13 protein-coding genes are annotated in these 12,874 nt (G+C 72.1%); 9 read left to right on the top strand and 4 right to left on the bottom strand.

From position 1 onward, the window contains the following. The 3 genes from LY05_RS04610 to LY05_RS04600 all read left to right on the top strand — a co-directional run bounded on the left by LY05_RS04610 (window position 1) and on the right by LY05_RS04600 (window position 2,017). A complete protein-coding gene (locus tag LY05_RS04610) occupies window positions 1-393 on the top strand; it encodes an Hsp20/alpha crystallin family protein (protein WP_072746713.1) in 393 nt (130 codons plus the stop codon). A gap of 86 nt (window positions 394-479) precedes the next feature. Beyond that, window positions 480-983: an Hsp20/alpha crystallin family protein gene (locus LY05_RS04605; RefSeq protein ID WP_148922257.1), complete on the top strand. Its 504-nt coding sequence runs from the start codon at window positions 480-482 to the stop codon at window positions 981-983. A 29-nt stretch (window positions 984-1,012) separates the two neighbouring features. Further along, window positions 1,013-2,017, top strand: coding sequence for a YfdX family protein (locus LY05_RS04600; protein WP_148922256.1), 1,005 nt, complete (start codon window positions 1,013-1,015; stop codon window positions 2,015-2,017). 218 nt (window positions 2,018-2,235) lie between these two features. Here LY05_RS04600 and recJ read toward each other — a convergent pair whose 3' ends face one another. After that, complete coding sequence (gene recJ, locus LY05_RS04595) at window positions 2,236-3,993, bottom strand: single-stranded-DNA-specific exonuclease RecJ (protein WP_148922255.1); 1,758 nt, start codon at window positions 3,991-3,993, stop codon at window positions 2,236-2,238. 201 nt (window positions 3,994-4,194) lie between these two features. Here recJ and infC point away from each other — a divergent pair, with 201 nt between their 5' ends. The 6 genes from infC to LY05_RS04565 all read left to right on the top strand — a co-directional run bounded on the left by infC (window position 4,195) and on the right by LY05_RS04565 (window position 7,903). Then, window positions 4,195-4,689 (top strand): translation initiation factor IF-3, encoded by a 495-nt coding sequence (infC, locus tag LY05_RS04590; RefSeq protein ID WP_245728416.1) that lies wholly within the window; start codon window positions 4,195-4,197, stop codon window positions 4,687-4,689. A gap of 97 nt (window positions 4,690-4,786) precedes the next feature. Beyond that, the gene (locus LY05_RS15600; protein ID WP_346265226.1) at window positions 4,787-5,158 is read left to right on the top strand and encodes a ScnB-like protein; all 372 of its coding nucleotides are present in this window, start codon (window positions 4,787-4,789) and stop codon (window positions 5,156-5,158) included. Further along, window positions 5,151-5,429 (top strand): SH3-like domain-containing protein, encoded by a 279-nt coding sequence (locus LY05_RS15595; protein WP_148922254.1) that lies wholly within the window; start codon window positions 5,151-5,153, stop codon window positions 5,427-5,429. Before LY05_RS15600 ends, LY05_RS15595 begins: the two co-directional genes overlap by 8 nt. Further along, on the top strand, window positions 5,419-6,060 hold the full coding sequence (gene nthA, locus LY05_RS04575) for a nitrile hydratase subunit alpha (protein ID WP_148922253.1): 642 nt from the start codon (window positions 5,419-5,421) through the stop codon (window positions 6,058-6,060). Before LY05_RS15595 ends, nthA begins: the two co-directional genes overlap by 11 nt. Continuing rightward, complete coding sequence (locus LY05_RS04570; RefSeq protein ID WP_249041854.1) at window positions 6,057-6,935, top strand: DMT family transporter; 879 nt, start codon at window positions 6,057-6,059, stop codon at window positions 6,933-6,935. Before nthA ends, LY05_RS04570 begins: the two co-directional genes overlap by 4 nt. A gap of 29 nt (window positions 6,936-6,964) precedes the next feature. Next, the gene (locus LY05_RS04565) at window positions 6,965-7,903 is read left to right on the top strand and encodes a lysophospholipid acyltransferase family protein (protein WP_170258817.1); all 939 of its coding nucleotides are present in this window, start codon (window positions 6,965-6,967) and stop codon (window positions 7,901-7,903) included. A 4-nt stretch (window positions 7,904-7,907) separates the two neighbouring features. On the opposite strand, the gene LY05_RS04560 is transcribed toward LY05_RS04565, so the two are convergent. The 3 genes from LY05_RS04560 to acnA all read right to left on the bottom strand — a co-directional run bounded on the left by LY05_RS04560 (window position 7,908) and on the right by acnA (window position 12,218). Further along, a complete protein-coding gene (locus LY05_RS04560; RefSeq protein WP_170258815.1) occupies window positions 7,908-8,630 on the bottom strand; it encodes a DUF1223 domain-containing protein in 723 nt (240 codons plus the stop codon). Between the two features lie 323 nt (window positions 8,631-8,953). Next, on the bottom strand, window positions 8,954-9,229 hold the full coding sequence (locus tag LY05_RS04555) for an usg protein (RefSeq protein ID WP_072746722.1): 276 nt from the start codon (window positions 9,227-9,229) through the stop codon (window positions 8,954-8,956). 229 nt (window positions 9,230-9,458) lie between these two features. Further along, window positions 9,459-12,218, bottom strand: coding sequence for an aconitate hydratase AcnA (gene acnA / locus LY05_RS04550; protein WP_148922251.1), 2,760 nt, complete (start codon window positions 12,216-12,218; stop codon window positions 9,459-9,461). Window positions 12,219-12,874 lie beyond the last annotated feature (656 nt).

Here is a 12,874-nt window from a genome sequence, read left to right as displayed (position 1 = left end):
ATGACCAACGAGATCAACGCCAACGTCGCGCCCGTCGAAAGCGGCCAGACCGCCCGCGGCGCCATCGTCTACCGCCCGCTGACCGACATCGTCGAGGCCGAGGGCGGGCTGACCCTGATGATGGAGATGCCCGGCGTCGCGCCCGAGGATGTCGAGATCTCGGTCGATCGCGGCGTGCTGGTGGTGCGCGGACGCAACCGCCCGGCCCAGCCCGAGAACTTTGCGCTGGCCTGGTCCGAATACGCCGAAGGCGACTACGAGCGCGCCTTCTCGCTCTCCGAAGACCTCGATCCCGACGGCATCGAGGCCCGCATGCGCGCCGGCGTGCTGACGCTGACCATCCCGCGCGCCAAGGCGGCCCTGCCGCGCCGCATCGAGGTCAAGCCCGAGTGACGCGCGCCTGAACCGCCCGCGCCCCGCCCCGGGGCGCGGCCCCGACCGACCAACCGACCAACCGACCAACCCAAAGGAGGAGCGCCATGCAGATCAAGGACATCATCCCCTGGGCGCGCAAGGACGGCGCCCCCGAAGACGCCGGCGACGCGCGCGCCGAACACCCCGTCGCCAAGCTTCAGCACGAGGTCGAGAAGGCCTTCCAGAACTTCTGGTCGCGGCTCGAATCCATGACCGACGGAATCCACCTGCCCTGGGGCGGCCCGCGCTCGGACATGGTCGAGGTCGAGAACGCCATCGAGGTCTCGATCGAGCTGCCGGGCATGGAGATGAAGGACGTCGAGGTCTCCATCTCGGACGACGTGCTGACCGTCAAGGGCGAGAAGCGCATCGAGCGCCAGGAAGAGAAGAAGGGCTACTTCCTGTCCGAGCGCAGCTACGGCGCCATCTACCGCACCATCCCGCTGCCTCCGGGCGTGCAGGGCGACAAGGCCGAGGCGACCTTCCGCAACGGCGTTCTGACCATCCGCATTCCCGTCGACGCCGAGGCGCGCAGCAAGGCCCGCCGCATCGAGGTCAAGGAAGGCTGAGCCCACAGGGCGCGAAAGGAGAGCAGACCATGACCGACAACGCGAATCGCCCCGCGGCGCGCCTGCGCCGCGCCCTTGCCGGCGGCGTGGCGGCGCTGGCGCTGGGCTTCGGCCTGGCCGCCATGGCCGATGAGGCGCCCGCCGCCGACCCGCGCGCCGGCGCGGTCCGGCAGGGCGTGAACGACGCCGCGCAGGGGCGCGTCGACGCCGCCTCCGAAACCCTGATCCAGGAAGCGGTCGATGCGCTCGAGCGCACGCAGGCCGCGCTCGACGCGCTCGAGAAGGGCGAGCGCCAGGCCGCGCTCGACGCGCTGGCCGCGGCGACCGGCAAGCTCGAGACCGTCATCGCCCGCGATCCCAAGCTGGCGCTGGCGCCGGTGGACGTGCAGCTTCTGCGCATCGAGTTCCCCGGCGACGCCGAAACCGTCGAAGCCTATGGCGAGCAGATCGACGACCTGACCGACGAGGGCCGCTATCAGGAGGCCCGCGCCCTGATCCGCGATTTCGGCTCCGAGCTGGTGGTGCGCACGGTCAACCTGCCGCTGGCGACCTATCCCGACGCGCTGCTCGAAGCCGCGCGCCTGATCCATGAGGGCAAGGACAAGGAGGCCCTGGCCGCGCTGGAAAGCGCGCTGAGCGCGCAGGTGATCGTCGACCAGGCCATCCCGCTGCCGCCCCTGCGCGCCGAGCTGATGATCCGCCAGGCCCAGAAGCTGCTCGAGGAGGGCGAGGGCAAGGCGGCGCAGGGCGATCGGGACGCGGCCGCCAAGGCGCCCACGGCGGCCGAATATCTGGCCGCGGCGCGGCGCGAGCTGAAGCTGGCGCAGGCTTTCGGCTACGGGCGCAAGAGCGACTACAAGGAGCTGCACGAAGCGCTCGACGAGCTCGAGGAAAAGGTCGCCGCGCATAAGGATGCCGGCGGGCTGTTCAAGGCCATGGCCGACAAGTTCGCCGCCCTGCGCGACCGCCTTCTGGGCGCGGCGCGGGACGAGGGGCGCCCGGACGCAGACAAGGGCGACGACAAGGCCGAGTGAGGGCGCGCCGTCATGGCGCGCAATGACGGGGCCTCAACGGGGGCCGGGCGCTGCGCCCGGCCCCTTTTCGCGCGCCGACCCCTCATGCGGCCCCGGCCGGTTCCCGCGGCCCGCGCCCGGGCGAAATCCGCGCCCGATGGCGATCTTGCCGGCATCGTCAGCCACCCGACGCGCCCGGATGCCCGGAACGCGCCGCGCCACCCCCCGCCCGCGCCGCGTCAACCCACCGGCGCGGCGTCCTCGATGCGCAGCTTGGGCTTGCGGCGGCCGCCCCAGTCGTCGATCTCGAGCCGGCCCGCCACATGCGCCGGCGCCCCCGACAGCCCCGAAAGGAACGGCCCCAAGGGCCCGTCGAAGGCGCGGAAGGCGATGGCGTCCAGCCGGGCGCCGCCCGGCCCGCGCAGCGTCACGCGCAAATGCCCCTCGCCCACCGTCTTGACGAACGCCGCCTCGACCGCCGGAAAGGCGAAGCGCGGCGCCGGCGCGCCCTGACCAAAGGGCCCGGCGCGCTCGAGCGTCTCGATCAGCTCGACCGTCGCGCCGCCGGGCGTCAGGGCGCCGTCCAGCCGCAGATCGCGCGGCCCCTGCGCGCCCGCGCCCTGGCGGGCCAGCTTTTCGGACAGGCGCGCCATCGCCTCGTCCAGCCGCTCTTCGCGCACCGTCAGGCCCGCGGCCATGCGGTGCCCGCCGCCCTTGACCAGCAGCCCCTCGCGCGCCAGCGCCGCCACCGCCGAGCCCAGATCCACGCCGGCGACCGAGCGCCCCGACCCGGCGCCGACGCCCTCGGCCAGGCCGATCACCACGGCGGGGCGGTTGTAGCGCTCCTTGAGCCGGGCGGCGACGATGCCCAGAACGCCCGGATGCCAGCCCTGCCCGGCCGCCCAGGCAAGCGGCCCGTCGACCCCGCGCGCCTCGGCCTGCTCGGCCGCGGCTTCGAGCACCTGCGCCTCGATCGCGCGCCGCTCGGCGTTCAGCGCCTCGAGCCGGGCGGCCAGCGCCTCGGCCTCGTGCGGATCGTCGGTGCTCAGCAGCCGCGCGCCCAGATCCGAGGCCCCGATGCGCCCGCCCGCATTGATGCGCGGCCCCAGCACATAGCCCAGATGATAGGCGCCGGGCGGCGCGTTCAGCCGCGCCGCATCGGCCAGCGCCGCCAGGCCCGGCTTGCCGCGCCGGGCCATCACCGCCAGCCCCTGGCGCACCAGCGCGCGGTTCCAGCCGATCAGCGGCGCCACGTCGGCCACCGTGGCCAGCGCCGCCAGGTCCACAAGCTGCATCAGATCGGGCAGCTTCTTCGCCCCGCGCCCGCGCAGCGCCCGGTTGGCCGCGATCAGCAGCAAAAAGGCCACCCCCGCCGCGCACAGATGTCCCAGCGCCCCGTCCTCGTCCTGGCGGTTGGGATTGACCACGGCCAGCGCGGGGGGCAGCGTCTCGGCGGCCAGGTGGTGATCGACCACCATCACCTGCGCGCCCTTCGCGACGGCGGCGGCGATGGGCTCGTGCGAAAGGGTGCCGCAATCGAGGCAGACGATCAGCGAATGGCGCTCGGCCAACTGCGTCATGGCCGGAACGTTGGGGCCGTATCCCTCGTCGATGCGGTCGGGAATGTAGACGGTCGGCTCGACCCCCAGCGCCCGCAGCCAGCGCGCCACCATGGCCGAAGAGGCCGCCCCGTCCACGTCGTAATCGCCGAACAGGGCCACGCGCTCGCGCCGTTCGACCGCATCGGCCAGGCGCTCGGCCGCCAGGTCCATGTCGCGCAGCGTCGAGGGATCGGGCGTCAGGTCGCGCAGCCGCGGCTCGAGCCATGCGGCGGCCTCTTCGGGCGGCACGCCGCGCGCGGCCAGCACGCGCGCCACCGCGTCGGGCAGCCCCGCGCGCTGCGAGATGGCTTCGCTCATGCGCTCGACCTCGGGACCGGGCCCGACCCAGCGCCGCCCCGTGATCGAGGATTCGACGGAAAGAAACGCCTTGTTCATGCGCCCCTGTTAACGCGCCCGCGCGCGGGATGCGACCGGCGCCTTGCATCTTGATCTTCGCGCGCGGGAATGTATTCTGCGCGCCAAGGTCGCGGCCCCGCGCTGGGGCGGCGGCGCTTTTTTGCATGAACAGCAGAGGACGCGAAAGCCATAGCGCGCAGACCGCACAACGCCCCTCCGACCCGCGAGACGGGACCCCGCGTGAATCACAAGATCCGGGTCCCCGAGATTCGCCTCATCGACCACGAAGGCGAGAACCGCGGCGTCGTGACGCCCGAAGAGGCGATCCGCATGGCGCAGGAGGTGGGGCTCGACCTGGTCGAGATCTCCCCGAACGCCTCGCCGCCCGTGTGCAAGATCATGGACTTCGGCAAGTTCAAGTATGAACAGCAGAAAAAGGCCGCCGAAGCCCGCAAGAAGCAGAAGATCATCGAGATCAAGGAGGTCAAGTTCCGCCCGAACATCGACACGCATGACTATGACGTGAAGATGCGGAACGTGCGCCGTTTTCTCGAGGAAGGCGACAAGGTGAAGGTCACCCTGCGCTTCCGCGGACGCGAGATGGCGCATCAGGAGCTTGGCCGCGCCCTGCTCGAACGCATCGCCAAGGATGTGGAGGAGCTGGGCAAGGTCGAATCGATGCCCAAGATGGAAGGGCGTCAGATGATCATGGTCATCGGACCGCTCAAGCACTGACCCGCGCGCCCCGTCCCGCCGGACGGGGCGTCGCCTTTTGCGCCGCGCGGCCGCCGCGGCTTGGCAAGCGCCGCGCGCGCGGCCTATGCTCGGCGCCATGACCGACGCGCCCGAATCTTCCCTCGATCCCGTCCTGCGCCAATGGCACGACATGGGCGGCCTGCCCGCCGGCCCCGTGGACCCGGCCGAGCATGACTACGCCCTTTGGGAAAAGCGCGTGGACGCGCTCATGGTCCTGACCACCGGCAAGGGGCTGTTCACCGTCGACGGCCTGCGCCGCGTGCTCGAGGACATGGGCGAGGAATCCTTCGCGGCCATGACCTATTACGAGCGCTGGATCCACGCGGTGAACCGCAACCTGATCGAAGCCGGCGCCTACACGACCGAAGAGCTTGCGCGCAAGCTTGCCGAGGTGCGCGCGCGCGGCGAGGACTACGGCGCCTGCTCGCTGGATCGCGGCGATGGCTGAGCGGGTGCGGGTGCGCGCCTGGGCGCCGCCGGGCCTGCATGTGCGCACGCCCTGGTATCTGCGCGGCCGCGTGGGCGAGATCGAGCGCGAGCTGGGCCTGTTCGCCAATCCCGAGCAGCTGGCCTACGGCCTGCCGGCGCGCAGGCTGCGCCTTTATCGCGTGCGCTTCACCATGGCCGAGCTGTGGGGGCCGCGCGCCGAACGCCCCGACGACGTGCTCGAGGCCGAGATCTTCGAACACTGGCTGGAGCCGCTTGACGATGCCTCATGACCACCCGCACGAGCATCTGAGCCCCTCGGGGCACCCCTATCGCCCCGACCAGGACGGCCCGCTGACGGCGGCGCAGGCGCTCGAGATCGCGGTGCGCGAGCTGCTGATCGAAAAGGGCGTGCTGACCGCGCGCGAGATCGCCGACGCCATCGCCCGCATGGACGCGCGCTCGCCCGCGGCGGGAGCGCGCGTGGTGGCGCGCGCCTGGACCGATCCGGCCTTCAAGGCGCGGCTTCTGGCCGACGCCTCGGCCGCTGCGCGCGAGATGGGCTGCGACATCGACGCGCTGCGCCTGATCGCGGTCGAGAACGACGAGACCACCCACAACGTCGTCGTCTGCACGCTGTGCTCGTGCTATCCGCGCAACCTGCTCGGCCTGCCGCCCGACTGGTACAAGCAGCGCGCCTACCGCTCGCGCGTGGTGGCCGAACCGCGCAAGGTGCTGGCCGAGTTCGGCCTCGAGCTGCCGGCGCATGTCCGCATCCGCGTCCACGATTCGACCGCCGACATGCGCTATTTCGTGCTGCCCGCCCGCCCCGCCGGAACCGAGGGCTGGGACGAAGAGCGCCTGGCCGCCCTGGTCACGCGCGACTGCATGATCGGCGTCGCCGTCCCCCAGGCGCCGAAATGACCCACCCGCGCCCCGCCATGCGCCCCGAGGCGCTGGGCATGCTGCTGATGGTCGCTGCGGTGTTCGCGTTCAGCTGCATGGACGCGGTGGCCAAGGGGCTGGCGCAGCGCTACGACCCGCTTCAGGTGGTCTGGGCGCGCTACGCCAGCCAGACCGTATGGGCCTTCGTCCTGCTGGCCCCGCGGCTGCCGCAGCTTCTGCCCACGCGCCGGCCCATGCTGCATGCGCTGCGCTCGGTGCTGCTGTTCGGCGCCACGGCCTGCTTCTTCGCCGCCTTTGCGCACATGCAGCTGGCCGAGGCGACGGCGATCTTCGAGATCGCGCCGCTGCTCATCACCGCGTTGGCCTTCTTCATCCTGCGCGAGCATGTCGGCCCGCGGCGCTGGGCGGGCGTGGCGGCGGGGTTCTGCGGCGCGCTCATCATCATCCGCCCGGGGCTCGAGGTGTTCTCGCCCGCGGCGCTTCTGCCCATGGCGGCGGCGCTGTGCTTTGCGGGCTACTCGATCGCCACGCGCTGGCTGAGCGACGACGAAAGCCCGTGGACCGCGTTCCTTTACACCGGCCTGTTCGGCGCGCTGGTCTCGTCGCTGGCCATGCCGTTCGCGTGGACGACGCCAAGCCTGGCGGATGCGCTCATCATGTCCACCTTCGGACTGCTGGGCGGCGCGGGGCACCTGGCCATCATCCACGCGCTGCGGCGGGCCGAAGCCTCGGTCATCGCGCCGCTCAGCTATTGCGGGCTGGTGTTCAACACGCTGTGGGGCTTCGCCTTCTACGCCGAGATCCCCGACCTGTGGACCGTGGTCGGCGCGCTTGTGATCGTCGGCGCCGGCCTCTATGTGTGGTGGCGCGAGCGGCGGCGCGCCGGCGCCTGACCCGCTCGGCCCGACCCGGAGAGCAGGCCGTGCCCGCCCAGACCCGCGACATTCCGCCTGCGCGACGCGCGGCATTCGCGCTCGAGACCGCCGGCGTGCGGCTCTTGCAGGCGTTGACGCGGCCGGGGCCGCTCGACGCCACGCGCAACGCGGCCGGGCGCGCGGGCGCGGCGCTGATCCCGCTGCTGGCGCCGGCGCGCAAGCGCGCCTATGCCAACATGGCCCTTGTCCGGCCCGATTGGGACGAGGCCCGCCGGCGCGAGGTGCTGCGCGCCATGGGCGACAACCTGGCGCGGCTGAGCGTCGAGCACCTGCGCATGGCCGAGCTGGCCGCCCGCCCCGAGCTGTTCGAGGTCTCGGGCGCCGAGCATCTGACGCGCGCCGCCCGGGCGGGGCGCGGCGTCGTCCTGGTCAGCGCGCATTTCGGCAATTGGGAGGCGATCCGCCTCGCGGCCCGCCGCCTTGGCGCGCCCTCGGCGCTGATCTACCGGGCGTTCAACAATCCCTCGGTGGACAGGATCGTGCAAGGCATGGTCCGCGAGGCCGGCGAGCCGGTCCTGCACAAGGGGCGGGCGGGCTCGCGCGCGCTTCTGCGCCATGTGGCGCAAGGCGGGGCGGCGCTGATCCTGGTGGACCAGCGCCAGACGGGCGCGCCGCTTCTGCCCTTTCTGGGGCGCGAGGCGGAAACCGCGCTGGCCGCCGCCGAGCTGGCGCGCCGCTTCGGCGCCGCGCTGATCCCCGCGCGCGGGCGCCGGCGCGCCGACGGGCTCGGCTTCGACGTCGCCTTCGAAGAGCCCGTCCCCCATGGCGCCCCCGAGGCGATGATGGCCGAGGTCAACGCCCGCATCTCGGACTGGATCCTGCGCGATCCGGGGCAATGGTTCTGGCTTCACCGGCGCTGGAAGCTGCGCCCGCGCGGCGAGGCGCTGCGCGCCGCGGCGCGCCGGGGCGGCGGCGCGGGCGGCTGAGCGTTCAGAAGTCGATCTTGGCCGCGCCCAGAATAGGCCCCGCCTCACCCTCCTGCACCAGGACGGCGACGCCCTGGGCGCCCATGGGCATCGGAGCGCGGAAAACGCGCGGCCCCGCGCCGTCCCACGCGCCCACGCGCATCCAGCTGCGCACCACGTTGCGGTAGAGCGCGACGCGCCCGGCGTTCTCGCCCGCGGCGATGGCCACGGGCGGCGGGGTGTCATAGGCCGCAGCCCAGATCACGCAGGCGCGCTCGACGCCCCCGACCCCCGGCGCCACGACGATCTCGAGCGCGCCATCGGTCGCGCGCAGCGTCACCTGCGCGGCGGGCGGGCGGGCGCTTTCGGCCTCGATGGCGGCCAGAACCTTGTCGCGCCGGCTGCCGACCAGCTGCGCGCGGCCCTGCACCACCATCTGCGGCGTGAACAGCGAGCGCGCGCCGGCGACGTCGCGATAGGCCTTCTGACGGAGCGTATGCTCGGGGCGGGCGAACTGGTCGCGCCAGCCCAGATAGTCCCAGTAATCGACATGCAGCGAGAGCGCGATCACGTCCGGCCGCTCGGCCAGCTCGGCCAGAAGCGCGTCGGCCGGCGGACACGAGGCGCAGCCCTGGCTGGTGAACAGCTCGACCACCACCGGCGTCTGGGCGCGCAGCGGCGCCGCGCCCGGCGCCGCGGCGAAGGAAAGGGCCAGCAGAAGAAGGCGGCGAAGAAAAGGTCCGGTCATGGGGCGTCCTGCGAGGCCCGCGCGCCGGGCCGGTTGCATGCTTTGGCCCAAAGCCTAGCGCGGCGGCGCGGCGCGGGCGAGTCACCCTTGCGCGAGGACGGCCTTGCGCGGGCGAAAGCGCGGCCGGTGATCGGACGGGCGTGGGCGGACCCCTGCGCGCAAGCGTCAGGACGGAGCCGAAACGAAGGGCGGGCAAGGGCGCGCGGGGCGAGGAGCCGCGGCGCGGCCCTGCGAAACGGCGCGGCTCGGGGGTGCGAAAGCCCGCCCTGTCCTGCGCCCCGCGGATGCGCCGGGCGGCGGCGCGCCGCCCGGCCCGGCGGCGTTCAGTGGAGCGTCAGCTCGGTCCCCACCAGCCGCACCTCGCGCGCGCCAAGCAGGCGGCAATGGCACACGCGCACCGAATGAAGCGGACCTTCGAGCTCGCGCTGCCAGAATTCCAGGAACTTGCGCAGGCGCGGGAAGCGCGGCGCCTCGTCATAGTCCTGCCAGAGATAGGTCTGCAGAATTCCGTGCGCGTCGGGAAGGTGATAGGTGATCTCCGCCGTGGCCAGGGAGTATCCCTCAAGCTGCTTGCGGAAGTCCGCGTCGATTCGGGTCATGGCTGTGTTCCGTGGTCGATTCTCCTGCTCGTTTGCGCGGCGGCGCGGCGTGCGTTCCGGCACGGGCCCGCGCCGCGGCGGTAGGTTCATTGAGCCACGACTTGGTTAACCAATCCATACCCTTTTTGGGCCGTTCCTGAGGATGTGATCGCCCGGCCACGCCCAGGAACGCAAACGGCCGCCCCCGAAGGGGCGGCCGCCACGGCGCAGCGCCATGCGTCTGCGCAGGTCAGGAGGCCTTCGCCAGCCCGCGCAGCACATAGTGCAGCACGCCGCCGTTGCGCACGTAGTCGATCTCGACTTCGGTGTCGATGCGGCAGCGCAGGTCGAACTCCTCGGTCGAGCCGTCGGGCCGGCCGATCACGCCCTTGACCGTCTGCTGCGGGCGCAGATCGCCCGCCAGGCCGCGGATCGAGATGGTCTCGTCGCCCGTCAGGCCCAGCGACTTGCGGTTTTGGCCGTTCATGAACTCGAAGGGAATGACGCCCATCCCCACCAGGTTCGAACGGTGGATGCGCTCGAAGCTTTCGGCGATGACCGCCTTGACGCCCAGAAGCGCCGTGCCCTTGGCAGCCCAGTCGCGCGACGACCCCGCGCCATACTGCTCGCCGGCGATCACGACCAGCGGCACGCCGCGCTCCTTCCACGCCATGGCGGCGTCGAAGATCGGCACGACCTGCCCGTCCGGCCCCTTGGTGAAGCCGCCCTCGACGCCCGTCAGCATCTCGTTGCGGATGCGGATGTTGGCGAAGGTGCCGCGCATCATCACCTCGTGATTGCCGCGGCGCGAGCCGTAGGAGTTGAAGTCGCGCGGCTGCACGCCCCGCTCGAGCAGATACTTGCCGGCGGGGGTGTCGGGCTTGAACGAGCCGGCGGGCGAGATGTGGTCGGTGGTGACCATGTCGCCCAGGATCGCCAGGATGCGCGCGCCCTCGACGTCCGAGATCACGCCCGGCTCGGGGCTCATGCCCTGGAAGTAGGGGGGATTGCGGATGTAGGTCGACTCGGGCGGCCAGTCATAGGTCAGGCTGTCGGTGGTCTGAACGCTCTGCCACTTCTCGTCGCCCTTGAAGACGTCGGCGTATTTCTTCTGGAACGCCTCGCGGGTGACGGTCTTCTCGACCAGCTCGGCGATCTCCTGCGTGCTGGGCCAGATGTCCTTGAGGTAGACGGGCTTGCCCTCGGGATCATGGCCGATGGGATCGCGGGTCAGGTCCACGTTCATGTCGCCGGCGATGGCGTAGGCCACCACCAGCGGCGGCGAGGCCAGGTAGTTGGCGCGCACGTCGGGGCTGATGCGGCCCTCGAAGTTGCGGTTGCCCGACAGCACCGACACCGCCATTAGCTCGCCCTCGGCGATGGCCTCGCTCAGCTCGGGCGCGATGGGGCCCGAGTTGCCGATGCAGGTGGTGCAGCCATAGCCGACCAGGTTGAAGCCCAGCGCGTCCAGATCCTCCTGCAGGCCGGCGGCCTCGAGATACTCGGACACCACCTGGCTGCCCGGCGCGAGCGAGGTCTTGACCCACGGCTTGCGCGTCAGCCCCAGCGCGCGCGCCTTGCGCGCGACCAGGCCGGCGCCGATCATCACATAGGGGTTCGAGGTGTTGGTGCACGAGGTGATCGAGGCGATCACGATCGAGCCGTCGCGCAGCGCGTAATCCTGCCCCTTGACCGGCTGGGACTTGCGCGGATCGATCACGGCGGGGGCGTCGCCGGCCGGCCCCTCGGCGGCCATGTCCTTGGCCGGCAGCGACATGTCCACGCCGCGGTAGTCGGCGACCACCTGCAGGAACTCTTCGGCCGCGCGGTCGAGCGTGACGTAATCCTGCGGGCGCTTGGGCCCCGAGATGGCGGGCACGATCTCGGACATGTCGAGGTGCAGCGTGTCGGTGTAGACCGGGCGGTAGTCCGGGCCGCGCCACAGGCCGTTCTCCTTGGCGTAGGCCTCGACCAGGGCGATGCGCTCCTCCGAACGGCCGGTCACGCGCAGATAGCGCAGCGTCTCGTCGTCGATGGGGAAGAAGCCGCAGGTGGCGCCGTATTCGGGGGCCATGTTGGCGATGGTGGCGCGGTCGGCCAGCGGCAGGCGATCGAGCCCGTCGCCGAAGAACTCGACGAACTTGCCCACCACGCCCTTGTCGCGCAGCATCTTGACGACCTTGAGCACCAGGTCGGTGGCGGTGGCGCCCTCGACCATCTCGCCGGTCAGCTCGAAGCCGACGACCTCGGGGATGAGCATCGAGATGGGCTGGCCCAGCATGGCCGCCTCGGCCTCGATGCCGCCCACGCCCCAGCCCAGAACGGCAAGGCCGTTGATCATGGTGGTGTGGCTGTCGGTGCCGACCAGCGTGTCGGGATAGGCCACCTCGACGCCGTTCTGGTCGGTGTCGGTCCACACGGTCTGGGCCAGGTATTCGAGGTTCACCTGGTGGCAGATGCCGGTGCCCGGCGGCACGACGCGGAAGTTGTCGAACGCCTTCTGGCCCCATTTGAGGAAGGTGTAGCGCTCGATGTTGCGCTCGTATTCGCGCTCGACGTTCACGCGGAAGGCGCGGGGGTTGCCGAACTCGTCGATCATGACCGAGTGGTCGATGACCAGATCGACCGGGTTGAGCGGGTTGATCTTCTTGGGATCGCCCCCGAGCGCCACGATGCCGTCGCGCATGGCCGCAAGGTCGACCACGGCCGGAACGCCGGTGAAGTCCTGCATCAGCACGCGCGCGGGGCGGTAGGCGATTTCGCGCGGGTTGCGGCCGCCATTGGCCGCCCACTCGGCGAAGGCCTTGATGTCGTCCACCGAGACGGTGCGCCCGCCATCCTCGAAGCGCAGCATGTTCTCGAGCACGACCTTGAGCGAGGCCGGCAGCCTGGAGAAGTCGCCCAGCCCCGCCTCCTGCGCGGCCGGGATCGAGTAGTAGGCCAGGGTCTTGCCGCCGGAGGCGATCTCGCGGCGGGTCCGGGCGGTGTCTTGTCCGACTTGAATCGTCACGTCAGTCTCCCCTTGACGTCATGGCGCGGCGCGCCGGCTGCGGGGGCTCGGGGCGGGGCGCAAGGCCCTTGCCGCGGGCGGAAGGTCGGGGCCTGTTCTACAGGCAATCCCCTGGCGCCTCAATACGCGCGCGCGGCGATGTGTGCAAGTGTATGCAAACGTATGCGCACCCGCCGCGCGCCCTCGCTCCCCCAACGCGCCCGGCGGCGCGGCGCCCGCTCGGTCCCGGCGCCGCCCCCCGCATCGCTCACGGCCGCGTCCCCGCCAGGCGCAGCCCGCCCAACGCGCCCGGAAGCTCCCTTGGTCGCGCACCCGCCGCCCGGCGGCGCGATCGCCCGCACCCCCCGCCCAAAGCGCCCGGGGCTCCCTTGTCGCGCACCCGCCCCCGGCGGCGCGATCGCCCGCACCGTCCGGCGCCACCCCCGCCTCGCCCCCGCACCGCCCCGGCCGCATCCCCGGGCCAGCGCCGGGCCGCCACGCGCACGGGGCGCCGTTGTCCCGCACCCGTCGCCCGCGGCGGCGCAATCGCTCGCGCGGCCCAGCGCCGCCCCCCGCGGGCCGCCGCCCCCAGCGCGCACCCGGCGCGCCTGCGACGCTCCGACGGCGACGGCCCCCAGCGCCCGCGACGCGCCGCGCCCTTTGCTCGGCGGCGGCGG

It is taken from the genome of Oceanicella actignis (assembly GCF_008124525.1).
Taxonomy (GTDB): domain Bacteria; phylum Pseudomonadota; class Alphaproteobacteria; order Rhodobacterales; family Rhodobacteraceae; genus Oceanicella; species Oceanicella actignis.
This window is presented reverse-complemented; position numbering and strand designations above follow the sequence as displayed.